At 54.0% G+C, this 23,325-nt stretch carries 23 protein-coding genes; 7 read left to right on the plus strand and 16 right to left on the minus strand.

What is annotated here, in order from left to right; all coding sequences use genetic code 11:
• Positions 1–229: helix-turn-helix domain-containing protein (locus G494_RS26040; RefSeq protein ID WP_153305772.1), on the minus strand; the 229-nt coding region annotated here is incomplete at its 3' end.
• A 138-nt stretch (positions 230–367) separates the two neighbouring features.
• Here G494_RS26040 and G494_RS22115 point away from each other — a divergent pair.
• Positions 368–1,324, plus strand: coding sequence for a TAXI family TRAP transporter solute-binding subunit (locus tag G494_RS22115; RefSeq protein WP_051305428.1), 957 nt, complete (start codon positions 368–370; stop codon positions 1,322–1,324).
• Positions 1,325–1,387: 63 nt separating this feature from the next.
• Positions 1,388–3,487, plus strand: coding sequence for a transporter substrate-binding domain-containing protein (locus G494_RS0105625; RefSeq protein ID WP_028583742.1), 2,100 nt, complete (start codon positions 1,388–1,390; stop codon positions 3,485–3,487).
• Between the two features lie 475 nt (positions 3,488–3,962).
• On the opposite strand, the gene G494_RS27885 is transcribed toward G494_RS0105625, so the two are convergent.
• Positions 3,963–4,088, minus strand: a complete 126-nt coding sequence (locus G494_RS27885) for a hypothetical protein (RefSeq protein WP_269746548.1) — start codon at positions 4,086–4,088, stop codon at positions 3,963–3,965.
• A 132-nt stretch (positions 4,089–4,220) separates the two neighbouring features.
• On the opposite strand from G494_RS27885, the gene G494_RS0105630 reads away from it, so the two are divergent.
• The 3 genes from G494_RS0105630 (at position 4,221) to G494_RS0105640 (ending at position 8,790) form a co-directional block, all read left to right on the plus strand.
• A complete protein-coding gene (locus tag G494_RS0105630; protein ID WP_028583743.1) occupies positions 4,221–5,567 on the plus strand; it encodes a sigma-54-dependent transcriptional regulator in 1,347 nt (448 codons plus the stop codon).
• 83 nt (positions 5,568–5,650) lie between these two features.
• Complete coding sequence (locus G494_RS0105635) at positions 5,651–6,655, plus strand: aryl-sulfate sulfotransferase (RefSeq protein WP_028583744.1); 1,005 nt, start codon at positions 5,651–5,653, stop codon at positions 6,653–6,655.
• 179 nt (positions 6,656–6,834) lie between these two features.
• Entirely contained in the window at positions 6,835–8,790 is a 1,956-nt protein-coding gene (locus G494_RS0105640) for an SWIM zinc finger family protein (protein WP_161629942.1), read from the plus strand.
• Positions 8,791–9,147: 357 nt separating this feature from the next.
• On the opposite strand, the gene G494_RS0105645 is transcribed toward G494_RS0105640, so the two are convergent.
• On the minus strand, positions 9,148–9,336 hold the full coding sequence (locus G494_RS0105645) for a hypothetical protein (protein ID WP_028583746.1): 189 nt from the start codon (positions 9,334–9,336) through the stop codon (positions 9,148–9,150).
• Between the two features lie 110 nt (positions 9,337–9,446).
• Here G494_RS0105645 and G494_RS0105650 point away from each other — a divergent pair, with 110 nt between their 5' ends.
• Positions 9,447–10,307 carry a LysR substrate-binding domain-containing protein gene (locus G494_RS0105650; protein WP_028583747.1) on the plus strand — a complete coding sequence of 287 codons (861 nt, stop codon included), beginning with the start codon at positions 9,447–9,449 and terminating at the stop codon, positions 10,305–10,307.
• A 219-nt stretch (positions 10,308–10,526) separates the two neighbouring features.
• On the opposite strand, the gene G494_RS0105655 is transcribed toward G494_RS0105650, so the two are convergent.
• The 13 genes from G494_RS0105655 to G494_RS27140 form a co-directional block, all read right to left on the minus strand.
• The gene (locus G494_RS0105655) at positions 10,527–10,892 is read right to left on the minus strand and encodes a SpoIIAA family protein (protein ID WP_028583748.1); all 366 of its coding nucleotides are present in this window, start codon (positions 10,890–10,892) and stop codon (positions 10,527–10,529) included.
• A 51-nt stretch (positions 10,893–10,943) separates the two neighbouring features.
• Positions 10,944–11,399, minus strand: a complete 456-nt coding sequence (locus tag G494_RS0105660; RefSeq protein WP_028583749.1) for a universal stress protein — start codon at positions 11,397–11,399, stop codon at positions 10,944–10,946.
• A gap of 19 nt (positions 11,400–11,418) precedes the next feature.
• Entirely contained in the window at positions 11,419–12,039 is a 621-nt protein-coding gene (locus G494_RS0105665) for a V-type ATP synthase subunit D (RefSeq protein WP_028583750.1), read from the minus strand.
• A 3-nt stretch (positions 12,040–12,042) separates the two neighbouring features.
• Positions 12,043–13,512, minus strand: coding sequence for a V-type ATP synthase subunit B (locus tag G494_RS0105670; RefSeq protein WP_232362493.1), 1,470 nt, complete (start codon positions 13,510–13,512; stop codon positions 12,043–12,045).
• Positions 13,513–13,566: 54 nt separating this feature from the next.
• Positions 13,567–15,381, minus strand: coding sequence for a V-type ATP synthase subunit A (locus G494_RS0105675; RefSeq protein WP_051305430.1), 1,815 nt, complete (start codon positions 15,379–15,381; stop codon positions 13,567–13,569).
• Entirely contained in the window at positions 15,378–15,995 is a 618-nt protein-coding gene (locus tag G494_RS0105680; protein ID WP_028583753.1) for a V-type ATP synthase subunit E, read from the minus strand. Before G494_RS0105680 ends, G494_RS0105675 begins: the two co-directional genes overlap by 4 nt.
• A 13-nt stretch (positions 15,996–16,008) precedes the next feature.
• Positions 16,009–16,308 (minus strand): V-type ATP synthase subunit F, encoded by a 300-nt coding sequence (locus G494_RS22120; protein ID WP_035245611.1) that lies wholly within the window; start codon positions 16,306–16,308, stop codon positions 16,009–16,011.
• 11 nt (positions 16,309–16,319) lie between these two features.
• Positions 16,320–16,640, minus strand: a complete 321-nt coding sequence (locus G494_RS0105690) for an ATP synthase subunit C (RefSeq protein WP_035245612.1) — start codon at positions 16,638–16,640, stop codon at positions 16,320–16,322.
• A gap of 53 nt (positions 16,641–16,693) precedes the next feature.
• On the minus strand, positions 16,694–18,661 hold the full coding sequence (locus G494_RS25180) for a V-type ATP synthase subunit I (RefSeq protein ID WP_028583755.1): 1,968 nt from the start codon (positions 18,659–18,661) through the stop codon (positions 16,694–16,696).
• A gap of 1 nt (position 18,662) precedes the next feature.
• Positions 18,663–19,721, minus strand: coding sequence for a V-type ATPase subunit (locus G494_RS0105700; protein WP_028583756.1), 1,059 nt, complete (start codon positions 19,719–19,721; stop codon positions 18,663–18,665).
• Positions 19,722–19,761: 40 nt separating this feature from the next.
• Complete coding sequence (locus G494_RS0105705; protein WP_028583757.1) at positions 19,762–20,097, minus strand: hypothetical protein; 336 nt, start codon at positions 20,095–20,097, stop codon at positions 19,762–19,764.
• A gap of 271 nt (positions 20,098–20,368) precedes the next feature.
• Positions 20,369–20,617: a hypothetical protein gene (locus G494_RS0105710; RefSeq protein ID WP_153305773.1), complete on the minus strand. Its 249-nt coding sequence runs from the start codon at positions 20,615–20,617 to the stop codon at positions 20,369–20,371.
• Positions 20,601–20,777 (minus strand): hypothetical protein, encoded by a 177-nt coding sequence (locus tag G494_RS27140; protein ID WP_161629943.1) that lies wholly within the window; start codon positions 20,775–20,777, stop codon positions 20,601–20,603. The genes G494_RS0105710 and G494_RS27140 overlap by 17 nt, the downstream gene beginning before the upstream one ends.
• Positions 20,778–21,531: 754 nt before the next feature.
• Between G494_RS27140 and G494_RS0105715 the strand changes: the two genes are divergently transcribed.
• Positions 21,532–23,253, plus strand: a complete 1,722-nt coding sequence (locus G494_RS0105715) for a methyl-accepting chemotaxis protein (RefSeq protein WP_028583759.1) — start codon at positions 21,532–21,534, stop codon at positions 23,251–23,253.
• Positions 23,254–23,325 lie beyond the last annotated feature (72 nt).

Here is a 23,325-nt window from a genome sequence, read left to right on the forward strand (position 1 = left end):
CCTCATCTGTAAGCTTAACGGATTTTGGCTTTGTGGCATGACGATCCACTGTGAAACGATTAGCTTGTTTATGCCGATAGCCCCTTAGCCCTGTATTACGGAGTATTTCACGGGAAATCGTACTTTGAGAACGTCCGAGATCTTTTGCGATCTGGTTACGAGATACTCCCTTTTTTCGGCTCATTTCGATATAGTGCCTTTCTGCAAGGCTTAGGTGTTGGTAGCTCATTTGTACCCTCTGGAAATAGTTTGGTAGCTTTTTTCCAAAATACACCTAAGTCTTGCTTTTCTCAAAGATGCGTTTCTCTTCAGCTACCTACAGAGGTTATGCGCTTATTATACGAATTCAGGACTACAAGAAAACAACATGAAGACTTTTATTGTTCTCACGCTTTGTTGTATGGGCTTACTCTCTGGTATGGCAAAAGGTGTCAACGCTGAAGAAATGCGTTTGCTCACCGTTGCAACCGGTGGATTATCCGGAGTGTATTATCCCATAGGGAGTGCCATTGCCTCCCTACTCTCAGATAATTTCAAAATATCCACATCGGTGCAGTCCACCGAAGGTTCTGTTGAAAATATCCAGCTCTTGAATAGCAACAGGGCTGAACTGGCAATTGTCACGGCTGATACTGCGAGTCAGGCATTCAATGGCAACGGCGCTTTTAGTCGGAAAAAACCAATGAAGAGTCTCCGTGGCCTTGCCTCGCTCTACCCTAACTATGTTCAGGTTGTTACTACGGCAGGGAGCGGTATCAAGAGCCTTGAAGATCTGGCCGGAAAAAGGGTTGGTGTTGGTGCGCATCATTCCGGAGTGGAACTGAATGCCCAACTCATTCTGGAGGCAAGTGGCCTGAGTTATGATACATTTCAGCAGGTTTATCTTAGCCTTGGGGAGGCCATTGATCAACTTGAACAGGGGACCCTTGATGCTGCTTTTGTAACCAGCGGCCTGCCGAACCGGGCCATTACGGATTTATCCTTGCAGCGGAAAGTAGTACTTCTTCCCATAAACGAGAAAGCCCTCGCCTCTCTTACGAAAAAATACCCTGCTTTCACTCCGGGAAAAATACCAGGAGGCACCTACAGCCAGATGCAGGATGTACCGACCGCTGTTACGTCCAATATACTGGTCGCAAAAGACTCAATGTCCGATGAAATCGTCTACAGGATAACCAAGAGCATCTTTGAACATCTCGATATTTTTTATTCTACCCACAAGGCTGCAAGAAAAATAACCCTGGACAGTGTGGCGCAGGGCATGCCGATACCTTTTCACCCAGGTGCAGAAAAATATTTTAGGGAGGTTGGGGCATTACAGTAAGCAGCATGGCTGGACCTCACAGGTAACTACCAAGAGCCTGCGTTTCGACAAAGGAATGCTTTTTTGGGCAACAGGGACCTTCCTATCAATGACAACTCTTTTTCTTTAGCTTCACGTATCTTTGCCTTACCCACTGACATGAAATCTGCAAATCGCTTTTACATCATTGTCTTGCTCCTCTTAACGTCTTTGCTCTGTCCGGCCTCTGTCAAAGCCTACCGGGATAAGGGTGTTATACAGGTGGGGTACGAGCCTGACCTGGCCCCGCTTAACTACGATGATAACAATACCGTCGCCGGTTTCAGCGCAGATCTGTTACGGGCGATATTTGCCGGAGAACCGGTTCAGCTGGTTTTCGTTCCCCTTGTAAAAAGCGAGGCAATAACAGCCATTAACACAGGAGAGATTGACCTTTTCGCCAGCATCCCGTTTTCAAGGAAGCTTACGAAAAACGTCCGATTTTCAGAACCATTTTATACATCCTCTGTTGGCATTCTCACCCCAAAAACGCAAAAAAATCCGCCGGTCTCAATTGCAAATTTCTCCGGCCGTCTTGTTTCACTGCAAAAAGATACGGTTGAATATGATTTTTTACGGCGGGTGCAGGATATCAAATACCAGGTAAGCAACAGTCAGCATACGGCTTTGGAATTTTTCTTTGCCCAAAGGGCGGATATCTTTGTCGGCAATGTTGATACTGCTCGTTATTATTTAAAAAAGCTTCATCTTGATAGCCAATACCAGTTTTCCAATCCGCATTTCATGTCTTCTGTCTTCTGCTTTGGTGTAGCCAAAGATAACGTCACACTCCTCTATCAACTTAACTCAGGGTTAAGTCGTCTGAAAAGCACCGGAGTGTACAACAACTTGTATAGAAAATGGTTTGGCAAGGAAGAAAGTCGGGTCAGCAATATCTTGAGCGCCCTCTGGAAAGTAGGGGTGGCGATTGCGGCTGTCTTCTTGCTCCTACTCTACATTGGGGTTAAATGGAACCGTGAACTGAAGCGCCAGGTAGACTCAAAGACCGCTGACCTGATAGAACTCAACAGCTCTCTTGTCCAGCAGGTAGAAATCGCAAAAAACAACAATGAATTCCTCAACCAGATAATAGAAAGCAGCCTTCGGGGAATAATTATAATAAACAGAGACGGTGCAGTTGCCAAACACAACAGAAGCATTGCTGAAATATTTGGCTACAGCGAAAAATTAAAAGGAAAATCGTATCAGGATATTGCCTTTCTTGACAGCCTGCTTAAAGACAAGTTCGATCCTGTCTTAATAGGGAGCACACCTCATTTTACCGGTGAATTCCAGCTTGTGAAAAAAAACAGTACCATGATGCGCCATGTCCGCTACTGCGTCTATCCCCTGTACCAGTATAACCAGGAAATTATCGGCATAATTCTCACCATAGAGGATATAAGCAGGGAAGTTGAGGTACGAAAAAAATTATTTGATCAGGAAAAACACCGGGCCCTGAGTCGGATGGTTGCAGGAATCGCCCATGAAATTCGAAACCCGCTCAGCTCCATTAAAACCTTTGTGGAGTTGATCCCCAGTAAGATTCACAACCAAAAATTCCAACGGGAAATTTCAACCAGCGTCCCCCGGGAAATTACGCGCATCAGCAGACTCATCGAGAGCCTGATAGGATATGCCAGGCAACGAAAGGCAAAAAAGGAACTGATCTCAAGCAAAAAACTCATCGATGAAGTGGTGACCCTTCTCTTGCACGATATCAAAAGCAAAGGGATATCGCTCAAGCGCGACCTGGTTGAGGACCATATCATTATCGTTGACCATGACCAGATCGAACAGGTCATCATCAACCTGATAATTAATGCCGTTGACTCCTTGAGCGAAACCGAATCGACAACACCCAAGGTCTTAGAGGTCAGCTCCTACGCCACTGACCAGAGTGTGATTCTTCAGGTAAAGGATAATGGCCCGGGCATGACCCCAGAGGAACTTTCCAATGCCTTGGAACCTTTCTACACAACAAAACCAAAGGGAACCGGTCTTGGCCTGCCGCTTGCCCAACAACTCGTCAAGGAAAGCGGGGGCGAGTTGCTTATAGCGAGCGAGAAAGATATTGAAACGACTGCAACCATTCTTTTCAACAGGGCGGAAAGAACTGTTGCCTCTCCTGACAAATCAATCTAAGCCATCACAGGCTTTCTCCCCATAGGTAATAACTCGAAAGGTAACAACTCGAAAAGGTGACGTCACAGGTGCTCCAGATTTGCGCAGATGCGAATGACCGCCATAGCCCCCCTCTATGCGGTGATTCGCAGGAAAACCCCAACTCCGACCGCGTGAAGATGGGGCGCCTGTGGCGGCTTACCCAGCCATGGATGAGATCCGGAACATCCAGACGGCCAACTGAGTGACACAGCGCTGCTTTTCACCATGTATCACTCCGAAACACAGAGCTGCTGTTACCCCCTCTAGAGGCCACCTTGAGTGGTGGCCCAAGGGAGCTGGTCGATGACCACTGTTGCACAGTATTTGCAAAGGACTCGGGACATTGTGGACAGCAACACGACCATCATCTTCCAGATCCGAGGAAGCAGAGCGCACCGTTGCTGCAAATGAGCAGAGAGCAGTTCCAGGCAGGCCGGAGCGAGCGCAGATGAGTTTAAGTTCCTCCGGGGCTCTTACCGCTATCTGCAACAGCTCTTCTTTCCGGCTTAAGCAGGGGCTCTGGAAAACAATTCCCTTGAATTTTAGCAGATGATTGAGCAAAGTCTTCAGGTGTACTCATTCCTCCTTTTCAGGGAACTTTGCCGGGAGAGCGCGAAGTTAGTCGCCGCTCGGAATGGATGCACACTTTTTTCCCTTTCCAGAAAATGCTCCTTTTATCCACAGACACGCCCCAAGAGCCGAACTATTCAATATGATTAAAATACTCTTAATAGATGATGAGCCTGCGATTATCATGTCGCTCGAGTTTGCCCTTGAGGATACCTACGAGACCACAGGATTCACCTCTCCTGCCGAGGGATTGGCTGCGCTTGAGAAAGAGCAGTTTCATATTTGCCTGCTCGACCTGAGGATAGGCAATGAAAGTGGATTGGACATCCTGGTAAAGATCAAGGAAATCCAGCCATCCATTGAAGTGATCATGATAACAGCCTACGGTTCGATAGAGTCTTCAGTCAAGGCCCTCCAGATTGGAGCGTTCAGCTACATCACCAAGCCGGTTGATATTGACGAGCTCAAGGTCAACATCGAAAAAGCCTCTCAGTTCAACCAACTGAACTCACAGGTTGAATATCTATCCAATGAATTGGAAAACAAGTACCGTTTTCAGGAACTGATAGGAACCAGTAAGGCCATGGAGCCGGTATATACCATGATCAAGAAGGTCTGCGAGGTGGATTCGACCGTATTGATTACCGGTAAAAGCGGCACTGGCAAGGAATTGGTCGCAAGGGCTATTCATTTTTGCGGCAAGCGGCGAAAAGGTCCTTTTAAAGTCATCAACTGTGCTGCAATCCCTGAGCATCTTTTGGAGAGTGAACTCTTTGGCTACGAGAAGGGGGCGTTTACCGGCGCGACCTCTTCAAAAGCAGGGAAACTGGAGATGGCCCAGGGGGGCACTGTTTTCCTGGATGAAATAGGAGACATGCCTCCTCCTCTCCAGGTAAAACTGCTGCGCGTTCTTCAGTCAAGACTGATCCCCAGGTTAGGATCAAACAAAACAGTTCGCCTGGATGTCCGTGTTATCACGGCGACAAATGTGGATTTAAAAAAGGCCATTGAAGAAAAAAACTTTCGGGAAGATCTTTTTTTCAGAATTAATGTCATTGAAATTCACCTGCCTTCCCTTAAAAAGAGAAAAGAGGACATCCCGCTGTTGGTTGCTCACTATCTTAAGCAATACAACTCGGAACACAATCTTGAAGTCCGCGGCTTTACCAGGGAGGCGATTCAGCGCTTGCAGGCATACAATTACCCGGGAAATATTCGGGAGTTGGTTAATATTATTGAATATGCGATGGTGATGACTGCTGGCAGGGAGGTGGGAGTAGAGGACCTGCCCGAGCATCTGAAAAACATGCCGCTCTCCCCATCAGCCGGATCACAGAGCCTTTCCCTGCAGCCTTTTGTCGGATTGACCCTACGGGAACTCGAAGAAAAATTTATACAGGAGACCTTGAAGGCGTATGACGGCCATCGTCGCAAAACCGCCGAAGCCCTGGGAATCAGTGAGCGTAACCTGCGCTATAAGCTCAACTGATCTGAATTGATTAAGACAGGGTTGAAAAGTGTACCCCCTGGCCCTGGCTGCTCCTTTTCCGTCAACTTTGATGAGAAAAAAGAATGATTCGCCTCACAACTATCGCCCTTATCATCCTGCACACCTGGCCTGCATTAGCAGGGGACTACAGGGTAACCCACCTGGAAAGATCCAAGGTTTTCGACGGCACGACCCTGCTGGCGGACATGTCTGATCCCAGACAGGCAAAGGTGGTCGAGGTTGATTTCAACGGCAACATACTGTGGAAATTCAGACCAGCCGGTCACATCCGTGGGGCAATCCTGGACGCTGCTAAGCTGGAAAATGGCAACATATTAATAACTATCCGTCACTCTGGCATTTATGAAGTTAACCCTAACGGCAAGGTGGTCTGGGCCCACAGGGATCCCGGAGCCTCACATGATGCTGACCGGCTAGCTAACGGGAACACCCTCTACAACCTTGGCTGGCGCAAAAAAGGGGAAGATGTGGTGCGAGAGATAGACCCCAGCGGTAAGGTTGTCTGGTCATGGCAGGGGCTCCATGACTATGATCGAGAACCATTCGCTGACATTGACTCTGAAGGCTGGATGCATGTGAATGGTGTTTCCCGCCTGAAAAACGGTAATACCCTGGTCAGTATGCGTAATTTCAACACCGTCGCTGAAGTCGGCCTTGACGGCCGAGTTGTCCGTGAGTGGACCTTTAGAGGTAAGGACAAGCGCACCGGGGTTCAAACCCATGGCAAAATTAGAGGGGAACGAAACCATGAACCGGAGATTCTGGACAATGGCAACATGCTGTTAGCTCTACGCAGACCCAACCGCTTTGTTGAATTCAACCTTGAGACCCGGGAAATTGTTTGGAGCTGGACCCATCCCGGTGGTGGACGAGAATTGCGAACCAATCGTGAAGCCAACCGCCTTCCCAATGGTAATACGCTTGGCACAGCAGGGAACAAGATTATCGAAATTGGACCAGATGGGACCATTGTCTGGCAAATGCTTGCTCCTGCCGGAGGCAAAAACCACCGCAAATTCCACAAGGCCATTCGCATCGGTGCAGACGGAAAAGCCTACGGTGGATAAGCCCGTATCCGGCAAAAAAAAGGCGTAAGACCACCGGCTACCTTGAAAGATCGCCTTTTCTTCCATTTTCCGGACCATGGTAATAACGTTACCCTCCCAATATCAACCAGATGCCCGCGGTCAAGTGTTCCACAGGCCTTGACCTTGATCGGAAACTCTTTTTTTTCAAGGTACCCTTTATGCAATCGCTCAGAACCATGTTCAAGAGCCTCAGCCACGATGACCTGCGCGACTGGGCCGGAAGCACGATCTATGAACGGGGCAAGGGCTACCTGGCCCGGGTCTCCCAGTTGGCTCGCACCGAGGACGGCACCCTGTTCGCCTGGGTATCCGGCAGTGACGACTATGCCACCTCGATCCGGCATGAGGGGAAAGGGGAGTTCGACTACGACTGCACCTGTCCCTATGATTACGGGGGCCCCTGCAAACATGCGGTTGCCGTGGTGCTGGCGGCCGCAGAACGGCTAAGCCGACACGAAGAGATCCCCCTGCTCGACCCGGAGGGTGATCTCTACCTGGAGGTATTGGCTGACGCAGACGAAGAGGATGAGGAGTGGGAAGAAGGCGGCCTTGATGACGACCTGGCTGGTGTCGACCTGCCCCCAAACCAGCCTGTGGGAAGCTCTCCCCAGCTTGAGGCGGCTCTGCAGGGAAAATCCCGCAACGAGCTGCAGGCGCTGCTGCTTGAGCTGGCACTCGATTTTCCGGATGTGGCCCGCCGGATCCGCGAAAATGACCAGCTCGACAGGGGACAGACCGACAAGATCGTCCGCTCCCTGCGCAGGGAGATCCGTCGACTGACCTCTGAGGAAGCCTGGTATAATCCCTGGAAAGAGGAAGGGAACCTGCCCGACTACTCGCACGTGGAGCAGCAACTGCGTGCCCTCCTGGACAGGGGCCATGCTGATCCGGTTTTTGAACTCGGCGAAGAGCTCTGGAAGGAAGGCATCGAGCAAATCGAGGAGGCCCATGACGAAGGAGAGACCGCCATGGAGATTGCCGCCTGTCTGGAGCTGGTCCTGCAGGCACTCCCCAGGACCCGACTCTCGATGCCCGAGCAGCTGCTCTGGCTGATCGACCATCAGTTGGAAGATGAATACGGCCTGCTGGGCGAGCCAGATGCTCTCCTCAACGATCCCTGCTACAGCAAGGCCCACTGGCAGGCGGTGGCCAGGACCCTAGAAGGACGACTGCGGCAGATGAGAATTCCCAAGTCGGGACGGTTTGCCGAAACCGATCGCCGCAAGCAGCTCATCACCTGGCTGCAAGAGGCCTACCAGCGAAGCGGGGAACCGCAGAAGGTGATCCCCCTGCTGGAGAAGGAAGCTGATCGCTGCCGGAGTTACGCACCCCTGGTGAAGACCTTGCTTGAGATCGGCGAACGTGACCGGGCCCGTCAGTGGTGCATTCAGGGCTTCAACAGGAGCTGTGATGAGGCACCCGGGATTGCCGCCGACTTGCAGGCGCGTTTGCGGCAGCTGGCAGAAGAGGAGGGGAAATTTGATCTGGCAGCAGCCTACCGGGCCGAGGATTTCTTTGATCGACCTTCAAAAAAATCCTTCGTCGATCTGCGCCAGGCAGCGGAGAAGGCCCTTCTCTGGGATGCGATTCGTCAAGGGACGCTGGCCTACCTGCAGACAGGACAACGTCCCCTGCCCGGTACCAGGGGAAAGAGGGGTTGGCCCCTGCCGAAGGTGGAGGCAGGCAGGCCCGAATCCGACGGAAAAAAGCGGCTGCAGAGCTTTCCCAAACAGGAACTGTTGATTGAGATCGCCCTCCTGGAGGGGCGCCACGACCATGCCGTCTCCCTCTACCAGGACTTGGCCACGTCCAGACGCCTGGGCTGGAGAACCGGGATAGACGAGGAGCTGGCCAAGGCCGTCTCCGACAGCCACCCCGATCTGGCCCTGCAGATCTGGAAAGCGATCTCCGACCGCCTGATCGGGGAGGTCAAACCAAAGGCCTACCAGAAGGCCGCCAGCTATCTCCGCCAGATGCACAAGCTATACGAGCAGACCGATCGCCTCGCCGAGTGGCAGGCGCTCCTCATGGGCCTGCGGCTGGAGCACAAGGCCAAGTGGCGGCTGATGGAGGTGCTGGATGGGCTGGAAAAGAATCGCAAGCTGATCGAGTGATCACAGCGTCCCGCCCGGCATCACCGCTCTCCCGGCCCCTTAACAAAACAGCAGCCAGTGAGGTTATAGTTTGAGGCCACCTTGAAAAATTGCTTCTTCTTCCAATCTCGGCGTTGCGCTCAAAATTTTATCCTCGGAATATAAGATATATGCCTGCGGTAAAATTTATCGCGCGCCTTGACCTTGATCGAAAAATCTAATTTTTCAAGATACCCTTAAACAAGAACCTGGATACCCGCCTCCACGGGCATGACGACACCGTCACAATGTCCCCTTCTCTCTATCCTGGATGGCCGCCTGCGCCGGCAGGACGGTAAAAACCAGGCCAGAGGAACGAGAGGAGCCCCTGGTCTAAGCTCACAGGGGTCTCCCCTCCTCGTCAAAGCCCAAGTCGGCCAGCAGATGTTTGCCAAAGCGCCTGATCTCCTGGGGCGCCCTCCTTTTGTCAAGGACCATCCCTGCACCGCAATCCCCCTGCAACAGCAGCAACAATCGCCCGAAATCAAAACCCTTCTTCTCTCTAGAATCACAAATCTTTTTCTTCATCAGCTGCCTCCATGGTTGACTTTATCTGCAAGGTAAGCGACGATGAAAGATAAGAGAAACGAATAGTTCAAATAGATTATATTCACAAACCTGATAGTGCGGGAGTCTTTATGGATCTACCCAGCGATCTCCTCCGAACCTTTGTCGCCGCAGCCGACGCAAAAAGCTACTCCAGGGCCGCGGAGATCATCCATCGCAGCCAATCGGCAGTGAGCATGCAGATGAAGCGCCTGGAGGAAACGGTGGACTGCAAACTCTTCAAGCGCAGCGGCCACACCATGAAACTGACCCGCCAAGGCCACACCCTGCTCTGGTACGCACGGCGGCTACTCAAACTCCAGGAAGAGGCGGTGGCAGCCATGGTGCAGCCAGAATTATCGGGAAGGGTCAGGCTGGGGGCACCCGAAACCTATGCCGAGCGACAACTTCCGCAGATACTTTCACGCTTTGCCCAAACATATCCACACGTTGAAGTGGAACTCGCCTGCTCTCCCTCCCAAGCCCTCTTACAGGCATTGGATGATAGCGAACTGGACCTCCTGATCCAGACCAATGGGGAAGTTCCGGGGAGAGGTGAGACCATTGGCCATGAACAGGTTGTCTGGGCTGCCTCCAAAAAGCACTGTGTCCATGAACAGGATCCGGTGCCCATCGCGGTCTACTATGAGGCCTGCATCTGGCGAGACTGGGCCGTAAAATCACTGGAAGGAGCAGGACGGAGTTACCGGATTGCCTGCACCAGCCCAAGTGTCTCAGGACTCCTGGCAGCCGCCAAGGGCGGTCTTGCGGTGACGGTGGTGGGTGAGAGCTGTCTGAGCGATGATCTCTTCGTTCTTGGCCCGGCTGATGGGTTCCCGGAACTGCCGCGATCAACGGTAACCCTGGTACAGGCACGCCACCCCCTCTCCCAGGCAGCGGCCTCCCTTGCCTGCTATGTAACGGAGAGCTTTCGAGAGATGACGGAGAGCTGAGCCTGAGTATCGGGGAAGAAGTCCGCCCGTTCCCTGCTGTTCTCAAGTTGGAACAGCGTTCCTCCTTGGACTGGAGATTTTCCTCAGATGAGGTGACCAAGGCCCAGGTCGTCCGGATCTCGCCTGCACCAGGCTGCCTCCGCACCCCGGTCCATCCACGGATCAGGGGCCAGACCCGACCTCTTGGCTACCGGGCCCTGCCCCGCTGGATGATCCGCTTCAGCCTATCAACCAGGCCTCAGCCTCTTCCCGCTGGTTCCGATCAAAGGCCTTGATTTCCAGACCTGGAATCAGGGCCCCTTCAATCTCACTGACGGTCTTGATCCAGTTCTTGTCGGACAACACGGCTGCCCGCTCAAATTTTTTCATCAATCTGAACATGGCGGGTAAGCGGGAAAGCTCTATGGCGATGGCCTCCAAAGAGGGCAGCTGAAACTCGACTACCTCATAGAGCATCCTGCCCTGCTGGATATGCTCGGATTTTTCCACCAGTTCGTCTAGGGCGTTTCTCATCCCCTCAGAATCCAGCTTGCCGCTGAGTTCGATATCCAGCCGATTGGTGCCGTTTTCCGTAACCTTGAACATGTTGCCTCCTGTGGGTAAAAATATTTTTGAATGGTTCCTGCTCGGGTTGCCCTAGGCCGTGGCCAGCATCACCGGCAGCCTGGTGAATTCTATCACACGCTCGGCAACGCTTCCCAGGAGAATCCTGCTTACCCCCCGCTTGCCGAGTTTTCCCATGACAATGATCTCCGCCCCCCACTTTTCCGCCTCTTCCAGGATCACCTCATGGGGCGTGCCCTCCCTGAGGATCACCTCAAAGGGAATATCCCACTGACTCACCTCCAGCGACATATCCCGCAGAAAGCCCTTTACGTTTTTTTCCATATCTGCGCGGATTTCATCATGGCTCTTGTCACTGATCCCCTCCAGCTGAGCCACCACTGCGGCATCAAAGGCATGGAGCAGGAGCAGGCTGGAGTCACAATGTCGAGCCAGACGTGTCGCCAGTTTAACCGCCTGCAGACTGAATTTTGAGCCGTCCACCGGGACAAGAATTTTCGTGAACAGCTGGTCGATTTGCTCTGCCATCCCTTCCTCCTCACCTCTTTTATTCGGACTGGCTCCTGATTCGTCTGAGCCGAAACAGGGCCTCCCGCTCTTTCTCCTCAAGATCTCCCTCGATAGCCTTGATAGTCTGCTGGTAGCGGGGAACATGAATCCGGGCCAGTACGTTGATGCGTTTGATGGTCTTTTTCAGCTCTACCAGCAGGCGCTCAACACTGACTTCCACTTCGGCAAGCTCACCTGCCACTTCCATTGCCCTGTGGATTGCTGCGGCCGTCCCGTCCATGGCCTTACCGCTACCACAGAGACCGTAGCCAGGTTGAAAAAGCGGTAACTCGAGACCTACCAGGGGCAGGACCACTCCCATCAGGCTTCTTTCCCGAACCTGCAGTTGTTCCTCTGCCCGAAGTCCCAGGCCGGCGGACTCAACTGCGGCCTCACCATGGCGGATCAGGGCCTGGTGCAACTGATCATAGGCCTCTGCCAGACGCTGGTCCATCTCTGCCCGCACCCTGTCTGCCCTGACAGCAAGGGAAGAGATCTGACGCACCAGAATTTCTTTCTTCATCTCCAGCAGCTCGAGACCGTCTTTGCTGAACGCCAGCTCATCCTTCAGGCGAATGAGGGTACTCCTGGTTGCCGGCATATCCTTATCTTCCCTCATGGCTTATTCGTCCTCCTCCCCCCAAGGCACCTGGGCTCCGGCCCTGGTCTGTCCCCTGCCATGGCTGTCGATATCGGCGGGTTTGAGCCGGGAGAGTTCCTGCTCAGGCAAGAGCATGACCAGTTCCCAGGCCAGATCCAGCGTCTCCCGGATGGTGCGGTTCTCGTCAGGCCTTTGTCCGAGAAAGCGTGCTTCAAACTCCCTGGCAAGACGGAGGTAGAGCTTGTCAATGGGGGAGATATCTTCTTCACCCACAATGGCTGCCAGGCGTTGGGCCTCCCGGGCCCTGGCATAGGCGGCATAGAGCTGATTGGCAATGTCCTGATGATCTTCCCGGGTTCTTCCCGGACCGATACCATCACTCATCAGGCGTGAGAGCGAGGGAAGAACATTGACAGGCGGGTAAACCGACTTGGCTGCCAGGGAACGATCAAGCACGATCTGGCCTTCGGTGATATAGCCGGTCAGATCCGGGATGGGATGGGTGATGTCATCATCGGGCATGGTGAGGATCGGGATCTGGGTCACCGACCCCGGCCGATTCTGGAGGCGACCGGCCCGTTCATAGATGGAGGCCAGGTCACTGTAGAGGTAGCCGGGATACCCCTTCCTGCTCGGCACCTCTCCCTTGGAGGTCGCCACCTCCCGCAGGGCTTCACAGTAGTTGGTCATATCGGTAAGCAGCACCAGAACATGCATGCCCTCCTCAAAGGCAAGGTGCTCGGCCACAGTCAATGCTACCCGCGGAGTGATCAACCGCTCCACTGCCGGATCATCGGCAAGGTTAAGAAACATGGCAACATTTTGCAGGACCCCACTCTCCTCAAAACTCCGGCGAAAACCTTCGGCCTCGTCATGGCGGACCCCCATGGCCGCAAAGATGACGGCAAAACCCTGATCATCTGAAAGGAGCCTTGCCTGGCGGACAATCTGGGCGGCAAGCTCATTGTGGGCCAGGCCGCTGCCGGAAAAGATAGGCAGCTTCTGGCCCCGCACCAGGGTGTTCATACCGTCTATGGCAGAAACCCCTGTCTGAATAAACTCCTCTGGATAAACACGGGCTACAGGATTGATGGGCAATCCGTTGATGTCACACCGTGCTCCCTTAGTCAGAAGCGGGCCGCCATCAAGGGGCTGCCCCAGGCCATCAAAGACTCTTCCCATCACCTCTTCCCGGGATACCGCCAGCTCAAAGGGATGACCAAGAAACCGCACCCTGGTAGAGACCTGACTGAGGCCGGAGGTCCCTTCAAAGACCTCGATGACGGCGCACTCCTCACTGATGGAGAGCACCCTGCCCTGACGAGGAGGCCCCTTGGCCACGAGTATTTCCACCTGTTCGTCAAAGCTGGCCCCCTTAACCCCCTGCACCACCAACAGAGGACCGTTGATACGTTCAAGCCCGATATACTCCAGGATCGAAGGCCTGGCGCTACTGCGAAAAATTTCCGGGGGTTGATCTGTGGTTTTCAAAAATTCCTCCGAGTGTGCCGAGTGTCCTGCTCCCGAGGGCAAACGGGCAGGGGCTTAGAACGAACTTTCGTGGTGACGGCGGAGCAGGGTATCTATCTCCAGATCGATTTGTTCCCTGAGAGCCTGAAAGGGTGCAGACTCATCGCCTTTCAGGGTGGATTTCAGCCGATATATGGCCCATATCGCCGGAAGCTCCAGGGCCCTGAACAGGGGAATACGGGCAGCCACCACCTCTGCCAAGCGGTCAAAGAGGTGGAGTATTATCTCCAGGAGAAAAAACTGCTTTTCCGGACCGGCATAGCTATCTATTTCATCAAAGGCACTCTGCTGCAAAAAACCATCTTTCAACAGGCGCGCCCCTTCGATGATCCGTTTCTGGTCATCGGGAAGCGCCTCTTCGCCTAAGAGTCTGACGATATTCTGCAGCTTGGCATCCTCCTGGAGGATTTCCATGGCCCTGTCCCTGAGCTCAAGCCAGCCCTCCCCTACCCTCCTGCGCCACCAGGGCTCGACCTGACGACTGTAGCCGGAGTAACTCTGCAGATAGTTGATGGCAGGAAAGTAGCGGCCACTGGCCAGCTCCTTGTCCAGGGCCCAGAAGCACTGTACAAAACGCTTGGTGTGCGAAGTCACGGGTTCTGAAAAATCACCGCCAGGCGGAGAGACTGCTCCGATCAGGGTGACCGAGCCCGTGTTGTTGGCCAGCGTTATCACCTGGCCGGCCCGTTCATAGAAGGCGGCAAGCCGGCTGGCAAGGTAGGCGGGAAACCCTTCTTCTGCAGGCATCTCTTCCAGTCGGCCGGAGATTTCCCGCAGGGCCTCGGCCCACCTGGAGGTAGAGTCGGCCATCAGGGCGACATCATAGCCCATGTCCCGGTAGTATTCGGCAATGGTGATCCCGGTGTATATGCTTGCCTCGCGGGCCGCAACCGGCATGTCAGAGGTGTTGGCAACGAGGATGGTCCGTTCAATCAGGGGACGTCCGCTTCTTGGATCGAGAAGCCGGGGCAGGTCGGTCAGCACACCGGTCATCTCATTGCCCCGTTCACCACAGCCGATGTAGACGATGATATCGGCATCGGTCCATTTGGTCAGCTGATGCTGGGTAATGGTCTTTCCGGTGCCAAAGCCTCCGGGGATTGCCGCGGTTCCCCCTTTGGTAAGGGGAAAAAAGGTATCAATAACCCGCTGGCCGGTGATCAGGGGATCTGCGGAGAGCAGTCGTTTACGGGAGGGCCGGATTTTCCGCACAGGCCAGCGATGAAAGAGTTTCAGCTCATGGCTGTGGCCGGTGGCACTGCTCACCCTTGCTATCAGGTCATCCAGGGTATAGTCTCCGGGCGGGACAATCCGCTCCAGCCTGCCCTCGACCTCCGGGGGAACCAGTACCCTGTGGGTAAGGATTGGCGATTCAGCTACCTCCCCCAGGATCTCTCCTCCGCTCAGCTGCTCCCCGGCGGAGCGCAGCGGTGAAAAAGTCCAGAGGTGTTCCCGATCAAGGGGCGCCCCTGATCGGCCTCGATGGATGAAATCCCCCCACTGCTGACAGAGTTCCTGAAGGGGACGCTGGATACCGTCAAATATCCTCCCGATCAGTCCAGGCCCCAATTCCACATAGAGGGGCAGGCCAAGGCCATGCACCGAGCAGCCCAGGCCGATGCCGCTGGTGTTTTCATAGACCTGAATGGTGGCAAGCTCACCATCAAGGCTGATCACTTCCCCTGCCAGCCGCTCCTCACCGACCTCAACCAGCTCATTCATGACAAACAGTGAGGCTGGACGCGCCTTAATCACCGGGCCGCTGACCTTGGTGACCTCTGCCAGAGCTTCTGGTGCTCCTCCCTGGATCTGGGGCCTCGAGTTGTTCATTGCTCCTCCAGCAGCTCTCTGGCCAACAGTTCCCTGAGTCTGGGCTGTGCCCGCTTAAGGAGCGCTGAGAAAGAAAAGTCGACCAGAATTCTTTTATCGACACTGTATACCAGGCAGCCGCCGGAGATGGCCGCCGGCTCAGGAAAGAGATCCACCCCCACGCCGCTCAACCCTTCGAGCTCACGGCAGAAGGCCTGAGTCAACAGGGACTGATCCTCCCTGCTCACCTGGAGCCACACCCGTTCTTCAGCTAAGGCCCTGATCCCCTGCAGGGCCAGGGAGCGGAGGAGTTCAGGATAGCCGGCACCATCTCTCCTGCTCGCAAGCTGCTGCCGGGCCTCCTGAAAAAGGTCCTGCAACAGCTCCTCTCTGGCCCTCAGGATCAACTGACGGGCCTTGAGACTTGCCTCATCCTCCAGCTTCCTGGCCTGCTGAAAGGCATCCTGCCGCCTCCTGGCAAGATAGAGCCCATGCTCCTGCCTCACCCTTTGCTCTGCATCCTGAACCATCTGTTCCGCCTCTTCCCTGGCACGGCCAAGGATCTTTTCAGCTTCAAGCTGACCTTTTTTCCGGATTGCCCGGCAGAGGAGGGAGACTTGATCAGGTAAGGCCACATTACTCTCCTTGTCAGCGGCTCATCAGAGAGACCATCAGTTCTTTGGCAGAACGACGGGCTGAAAGGGGACCAGCGGAATCGGGAATCGTAACGACCAGGGGGAGATGCATGGCATAGAGGATCTTTTCCACCTCCGGACGAACAAGGGCTGCCATCTTTTCCGTAATCAGCACCAGACCGATCTGCTGGTTGCCCCTGGCAGATTCGAGAGCGGCCAGCACCTCCTCCCGCCCCTTGACCGGGCGGGTCATGATCCCACCCAGGGAAAAGGCCAGGCAGGTGGTATGATCAGCAATGACAAGAATCTGCACAGCCGCTCCACTCAGATCTTAGCCAGGATCATGATGGCCACGATAAGACCGTAGATGGCAATCCCCTCTGCCAGCCCCAGGAAAATCAAGGCCCGGCCAGCCAGCTCCGGCCTTTCACTCAAGGCACCCATGGCCGCGGACCCCACCAGGGCGACGGCAATGCCTGCACCAAGCGAAGAGGCGCCAACAGCAACGGCAGCGGCCATATACCCCCACTTGGCCGCCTCGCTTGAGCCACCAGCAGTGGCCACCGTTTCCTGGGCCAAGCCGATGGTCGGCAGGAGAAGCAAGAAGAGCTGAGTGAGCCATATCCGGCATCCCTTCACGTGCATAGTCTCTCTCCTTTGTGGCTATCGCTTTCGGCGCTTAGCCATGGCTGTATGGTTTACAACAGGGGCTGAAACGGTTTACCGCCACCCCGGAAAAATTTACTGAAGAACTCATAGTACTCCAGCCGCACAGTCTGAATGGAAACAACCAGTCCTTCAAGCCCTATGATGACCACGTTCCCCAAGACCAGAGACAGCCAGTAGAGAAAACCGCTGCCCTGGGCATGTCGGACCATATCGGCAAGGGTAAAGACCGCCATAAACAGGCCGGCATGGGCAAGAGCAAAGGCTGCAATCCGCACAAATGAGGCGGTATTGGCCAGGTAACGCAAGAGTTCATCAAGGACATCGACGATTGATTCCAGAAAGCTTACGCCGACGCCCGAGATAGAGAATCGTCCCTCTCTCTTCTGCCTTGATCGAGCCAGCAACTGCCTGACAGGATGCTGGAAAATCATCAGAACAAAGAGGAGGCCACCTGCTGCCTTGGCAAAGAGAATTTCACCGGCAGAAGGCGGGCCGATCAGCAGGTAGCGGATGGAGAGGGCGCAGAGCAACCAGTAGAACAGGGCACCGGCAAGGCCAGAGGAAGAGAGGAGCTCTGCATAGCGATGCTGCCGGAGTATATTGACCAGGTTAAGGATCAGGCCGACACTGATCATGGTGATGCCGATGACCACGGATACCTTCATGAAATAACCTATATTCTCCATGGGGTGCATCCACAGCGCCGGGATGAGATCTTCCAGACCAAAAACACTGCCATAGAGGATGCCGAAGAGCAGGGCCGAGAGGCCGCACTCCATCAGAATAATGCCGTAATCGAGATAACGGTACATCTTCTTGAAGATGAGGTAACCAAGAACAGCGAGTAGACCACCATGGCCAACGTCTCCAAACATCAGGCCAAAGAGCAGGAGAAAGGTTATGGCCAGAAAAGCGGTCGGCTCGACTTCCTCATAGCTCGGGGTAGCATAGAGGATCGTCAAGCGCTCAAAGGGTCTGATCAGGGCAGGGTTGTTAAAAAGAATGGGAATGGTGAGGATGCCGGAGCGGACCTCTTTGACTTCTTCCGGGGCGAGCTGCTCGACAATGGCCTTGTCTGCGCTGGCTGCCATGATCCGTTGTCTGAGCTCCTCAAAGAGGGCAAGGGGCAGCCAACCTGTCAGCAGATAGGTGTGGTCGAGCTGACCAAACTTTTGTTGGGCCAGAATGAGCTGTCGTGCGACCAGCAGTTGCTCACGCAGCTGCAGCAGTACGCCGCCATACTGTCGGGCCAGGGCCTCAGCTCTCTTTTCCAGTTCTGTCAGCTCGGCCGCTGTCTTTTCTCTTTCCTCGGTCAACTGCTCAAGGATAGCGGGGACCTTGCCCTGCAGCTCGGTGGATAATGCCAGGGGATCCCAAAAGGCACTCTTCAGGGCTCGCAGCAGGACGGCCTCATCCTCTTTGAGTGCCATGGCAAACAACACTATCCGCCCCTGTTTCCGCTCTATGGGGATCAGGCTATGGTGGATTTCACCAAGACTTGTTTCCAGGCGCTCAAGGCTCTCCTCTGGAATAAGGCCGACCTGAAAAACCGTGTAGCGAAGCGCAGCCAGGCGGCCCAGCTCAAGCCCGAGAGGTTCAAGCAGACGCAAACGGTCAATCAGGTCTTGATCTTTGCCCAGGGTGGTGTGCAGATTTTTCTTCTCTCGGAGAATATCAAGGGCTTGCTGCTCAACGCCGGCACACTCCTCCTCCAGACGGAAGATCAGCTTATCCGGTTGCTGGGCCCTGCCGAGAAGAGGCGCAGCCCCGGAAACCTGCAGCTCTTCCAGCAGGCCGTTTACCCTGATCAGGAGGGCATCATATCGCTCAAGAAGCGGGATATTGACATGGGCGACATATCCCATCCTGCCCAGCGGGGTCTCCTCCACCCGGATGAGATGCAAGAGGCGCAGGTCTCCCAGAATGGCCATCACCACCGATATATACTCTTCAGGGATCTGAATAGTTACCCTGGTAAGTTGTACCGGCCTGAACATCTCAACCCTCCGTAAATTGCCGAGGTAAGGCGCTGCTTATCTCGGCAACAGAGAGGTTCCTGGCCTTGGCCTGGAGCAGGGTGATCAGGTTGGCAAGCTCAAGCTCTTTTTCCAGGAGATACGCCACGCCAATGCCCAGATGAAAGGGCTGTCCGGCAAAAATACGCGCCAGAACTTTGAGCAGGTACGCCTCAAGGGCAGGCCTGATGCCTCCCCAGTCGCGAAGAGCGGAGAGTTCGGCTTGAAAGACCACCGGGAGTTGGGCGATGAAATCGGCAAGGCCTTCGACCCTTGACAAACGGTTTAAACAATCCAGGCTTATCAGCTTACCCCCGGGAAGGGTATAGTTGACAATCTCCTCAGCAGCAAGGCCATACTCTACCTTAAGCCGTATCACCCATGAGATATTAAGATGGTCTATGTAGGAAGTGAGGATATTTTCAGTAACAGCGAGATCATAGCGCCTGGTAAGAGCGGCAGCCGCCTGGCGCAGGATGCGAAAGCAGGAAAAATCCAGAGCCATCTCCAGGGGAAAGAGCCTGCCCTGTGCCTCAAACTGAGCAAGGGCATGCTGCAGCGAGCGGCCAAAGATATTGGCCCGAAGCCTGGTGATGAGTTCAGGAATGGACCTACAGCTCCAGAAGAGATCCCAGTCCAGATCACTTAAGGGCCCAAGGGGGTAGAGTAAATGGCAAACCCGCTCCCGGCTCAGGTCGGCAAACAAACTCCGCAGGATAAGCTTCAGGTTCTCTGCTTCAAAACGGCTGAACAGGGCAAGAATCAGCTCCCGCTCCTTTGCCCCTGGCAGGGAACGGACAACTTTCGCATAGTGATCCATTAAGGGACGGGCGAGTTGCCTTTCCAGGAAAGCAAGCTCCGGAGTACCTTTTTCCAGAACAGGGAGGCAGGGAGCGTAGGAGCTGGTCGCGAGATAAAAGAGACAGCTGGCCAGATCTTTTGCGGCCAGGAGAAAATGACGATCCTGCTCGGTGAGCCTTCTGCTGCGCAGCGCTCTTATCTTTGCATTTGGATAGCCATATCCGGCTGCGGCCAGCAACATGCTCCCTCCCTGTCACGCCATCCCTGTCACGCCATCCCTGTCAAGGACTTCCGGTTGTCACCACACTCTCAATACAAGTAGTCACAATGTTCCTCTTCTTCAGAGCCAGCACCTGTCTGAGCCTTGCAACATACTGTTCCGCCTGCTCCATGGTTCGCTCGGCCTGCTCCTGACCAGCTGAGACGATGGGGAGGATATCACGGCGCTCCTTTTCCAGGTTGTACTGCTCAAGGCAATCCAGGATAGCCTTGGCCTCCTCTCCTGCCCTGCTGAGGATCTCCCCAGCCACCCTCTGTGCACCTTCAACAGCCATCCTGGCCGACTCATCGGCGGATACGATCTGCTCGACAGCAGCAGGATTACACTCCCTGTTCATTAGAGGTCACCTTGAAAAATGGCCTTCTCTTCCAATTTCGGCGTTGCACTCAAAATTTTATCCTCGGAATATCATTTCTATGCCTGCGGTACAAGTCATCGCCCGCCTTGACCTTGATCGATAAATCTCATTTTTCAAGATAGCCTGCTCTTCTGAGTTCAGCCTGTTTCAATCAGCCAGGAGCTCTGATCCAAAGCTGAGGGCGCCCCCCAGGTACAGGATGGCCCCCTCCCCCGGGACAGGGGCAAGATCTTACCCTTCTCCGGGCCCCTTACTCAGCTTCGGCCTGGATTCTGAAACGAGCAAGCTTTGCCAGGGCCTCATCATCACAGAGGCCGTACTCCTCTGAGACAAGTATCCCTGATTTGGCATCGGCAAACCACCAACGTCTGTTCGGACGGCCATCGATAAAGAGGCGGGCCCGATTGCTCATGACCATCAGCCCCTGCTTCCTTGCCTGACTGCGGATCTTTTTCCCTTTCTTTTCAAAGCCTTTGACAACCTTACCACTGTCTTTCATCGCCTTGTTCCTCATAACCTCTTCCTGGGTTCACAGCTAGAATCACCAGAAGTAACTCTGGGCTACCTTGAAAGTTTGCTTTTTCTTCCAATCTCTGGGTTATGGTACAAATCGTATCCTCGAAATATCCTGTATCTGCCTGCGGTACAATTTTCCACATGGATTGATCTTGATCGAAAAATCTTATTTTTCAAAGTACCCTCCAGCTCTTCAAAGCCATACCTTATCAGATATATAAGCGAGTAACTTGAGAAGGGATTCTCCTGCCGAGAAAAGCTCTCACGTACCAGCCTCCTCCCAACAGTTCAATTGTACAGCGGTTCAAGACCTTATGTGAAGCAATAACTGAACATGAGATTTGATCCATGTCAGGACCTGGTTGCCACAATCTTCTGCTAGCCGCTTTACATACGGACGAGAGATTCATTATTTGATTCTATCCGAACTTCCCAAAAGGGTTAAGAGCTAACCCACAAGCTGGCAGCTGAAGAAAAGGCCAGAAGGTACAATAGACCAGCCCTTGATCCGGTCACCTCGTTATCCCGCCCCGTTAGCCACCGGCTTTCCCCCTGCAAGTTGCCCTCCCTCCGACATCCACAGTTTGAGCCCTGTCCCAACCCATATGGGGCCTAGCGCCGAAATTGCCAGCAAGCTTCCCCTGGAACCGGAGGAAGCACCCTACGCCCGAAAGAGCAGCAAAGATAACTATTATCACAATTGACCATAGCCCTTCCGAGTATTACCATTATTAATCATTTAAAAAAAAGAGCGCGAGGCCAAGGCTCACTCCTTGCCCGCAAGGTACAGCTTAAATACCCCTTGAATATTCCTTCTGCCTTTTAGATAATAAAGAACAGATACCGACTCTGTCCAACAGCCTTAGGGGGCCAAACTTTTTCTGCAAAGGAGATTCAATGCTCAACAGATTTACCGTCAAACAACGTCTGTACCTGGTGATAGTGGCCATCCTGGCACTCTTTGTCGTCATGACCTACTTTGCCGTTGATAACGGTAACAACGCCCGGGACATGGGGATCAGCAAAACCAACGAGATCATGCTGGCTGACCAGAAGGACAAGGTTCAGGTTGCCACCCATGCCCTGGCCCTGTCGATCGGAGAGGCAATAAAAGGTTTTGCCGTTCATGAAGATCAGATCGAGGCGATCCGGAGGTACATCAAGCAGATCAGGTACGAGGCTGACGAGTCAGGCTACTTCTTTGTTTACGAGGGGGCAAAGGTGGTCGCCCATCCCATCCGTCCGCAAAACCATGGCAAGGACATGGCCAATACAAAGGACAAGAACGGGGTCTACCTGATCAGGGAACTGAAGGATGCTGCGGCAAGGGGCGGCGGCTTTGTCAGCTATGTCTGGCCCAAGCCGGGCGCAGGGGATGTCCCAAAAATCGCCTATGCCGAGATGATCCCCGGGACCAGGATGTGGATAAGCACCGGAGTATACCTTGACAACATAGAGGCTCACGAGGCGCAGATGGGGGCCGAAATAAGCTCACAGGTCAAAAAAAGCATCACCACCATGCTCATCAGCGCCGGCCTCATCTTTGCGGCCATCATCACCCTCATCATCGTGATAGCCGTCGGCATTGTCGGCAACCTCAAATCCATGGTCGCCAGCTTTCAGGATATAGCCGAGGGTGAAGGTGATCTGACCAAGCGTATCGAAATCAAGGCAAAAGATGAAATCGCGGAACTTGCCGGCTGGTTCAATATATTTCTTGAAAAACTGCAGGGCATCATCGGCGATATAGCGACTAACTCGGCAGATGTGGGCGGCAATTCGGAACAGCTTTCAGCCATCTCCGAGGAGTTGCTTGCAGGCGCAGAAGACACCTCGGATCGCTCTACCAATGTTGCGACTGCAGCAGAAGAGATGAGCGCAAACCTGAACAGTGTTGCCGCGGCCATGGAGCAATCTTCGACCAATGCCAACATGGTGGCAACCGCAGCAGAGGAGATGAGCTCGACCATCAATGAAATCGCTGAAAATGCGGAAAAGGCGAGAACGGTCACCGCCGATGCCGTTGATCAGGCCAACAGTGCGTTTGACCGGATGAAGCAACTCGGCATCGCGGCAAACAAGATAGGCAAGGTAACCGAGGCCATCACCGAGATATCGGAACAGACAAATCTCCTGGCCCTGAACGCAACCATTGAGGCCGCAAGGGCCGGAGAGTCCGGCAAGGGCTTTGCCGTGGTCGCCAACGAGATCAAGGACCTGGCAAAACAGACTGCAGAGGCAACCCTTGACATCAAGAACCTCATCGATGATGTCCAGGCGACCTCAGAGTCGACCGAGGAAGGGATCGAGCAGATATCTGCCGTCATCACCGACGTCAACGACATCGTTACGACCATTGCCACTGCCGTGGAAGAACAGACAGCGGCCACCCAGGAGATTGCCGACAATATTGCTCAGGCAAGTGTAGGGATCCAGGAAGTAAACGAAAACGTGACCCAGAGCTCTGTAGTCGCGACCGACATCTCCCAGGATATCACGGAAGTCTCTTCGGCTGCCCAGAAGATCACCGACAGCAGCCATGAGGTGAAACAAAGCGCCACCAATCTGTTTGACCGCTCACAGGAGCTGAACGCTATTGTCGGTAGCTTTAAGATCTAACCCCCCTGGTTCGGGTCTGATCCGGCAGGCACCGGGACGAGCCGGCTGCTGTCAGACCAGACCCGAACCCAC

This window comes from Desulfogranum mediterraneum DSM 13871 (assembly GCF_000429965.1).
Taxonomy (GTDB): domain Bacteria; phylum Desulfobacterota; class Desulfobulbia; order Desulfobulbales; family Desulfobulbaceae; genus Desulfogranum; species Desulfogranum mediterraneum.

Bases quoted from the DNA above. Each gene is read 5' to 3' on its own strand.
- G494_RS22115 (WP_051305428.1), top strand. From the start codon at position 368: ATGAAGACTTTTATTGTTCTCACGCTTTGTTGTATGGGCTTACTCTCT.
- G494_RS27885 (WP_269746548.1), bottom strand. From the start codon at position 4,088: ATGAGTACACCTGAAGACTTTGCTCAATCATCTGCTAAAATTCAAGGG.
- G494_RS0105630 (WP_028583743.1), top strand. From the start codon at position 4,221: ATGATTAAAATACTCTTAATAGATGATGAGCCTGCGATTATCATGTCG.
- G494_RS0105635 (WP_028583744.1), top strand. From the start codon at position 5,651: ATGATTCGCCTCACAACTATCGCCCTTATCATCCTGCACACCTGGCCT.
- G494_RS0105640 (WP_161629942.1), top strand. From the start codon at position 6,835: ATGCAATCGCTCAGAACCATGTTCAAGAGCCTCAGCCACGATGACCTG.
- G494_RS0105645 (WP_028583746.1), bottom strand. From the start codon at position 9,336: ATGAAGAAAAAGATTTGTGATTCTAGAGAGAAGAAGGGTTTTGATTTC.
- G494_RS0105650 (WP_028583747.1), top strand. From the start codon at position 9,447: ATGGATCTACCCAGCGATCTCCTCCGAACCTTTGTCGCCGCAGCCGAC.
- G494_RS0105655 (WP_028583748.1), bottom strand. From the start codon at position 10,892: ATGTTCAAGGTTACGGAAAACGGCACCAATCGGCTGGATATCGAACTC.
- G494_RS0105660 (WP_028583749.1), bottom strand. From the start codon at position 11,399: ATGGCAGAGCAAATCGACCAGCTGTTCACGAAAATTCTTGTCCCGGTG.
- G494_RS0105665 (WP_028583750.1), bottom strand. From the start codon at position 12,039: ATGAGGGAAGATAAGGATATGCCGGCAACCAGGAGTACCCTCATTCGC.
- G494_RS0105675 (WP_051305430.1), bottom strand. From the start codon at position 15,381: ATGAACAACTCGAGGCCCCAGATCCAGGGAGGAGCACCAGAAGCTCTG.
- G494_RS0105690 (WP_035245612.1), bottom strand. From the start codon at position 16,640: ATGCACGTGAAGGGATGCCGGATATGGCTCACTCAGCTCTTCTTGCTT.
- G494_RS25180 (WP_028583755.1), bottom strand. From the start codon at position 18,661: ATGTTCAGGCCGGTACAACTTACCAGGGTAACTATTCAGATCCCTGAA.
- G494_RS0105700 (WP_028583756.1), bottom strand. From the start codon at position 19,721: ATGTTGCTGGCCGCAGCCGGATATGGCTATCCAAATGCAAAGATAAGA.
- G494_RS0105705 (WP_028583757.1), bottom strand. From the start codon at position 20,097: ATGAACAGGGAGTGTAATCCTGCTGCTGTCGAGCAGATCGTATCCGCC.
- G494_RS0105710 (WP_153305773.1), bottom strand. From the start codon at position 20,617: ATGAAAGACAGTGGTAAGGTTGTCAAAGGCTTTGAAAAGAAAGGGAAA.
- G494_RS27140 (WP_161629943.1), bottom strand. From the start codon at position 20,777: ATGTGGAAAATTGTACCGCAGGCAGATACAGGATATTTCGAGGATACG.
- G494_RS0105715 (WP_028583759.1), top strand. From the start codon at position 21,532: ATGCTCAACAGATTTACCGTCAAACAACGTCTGTACCTGGTGATAGTG.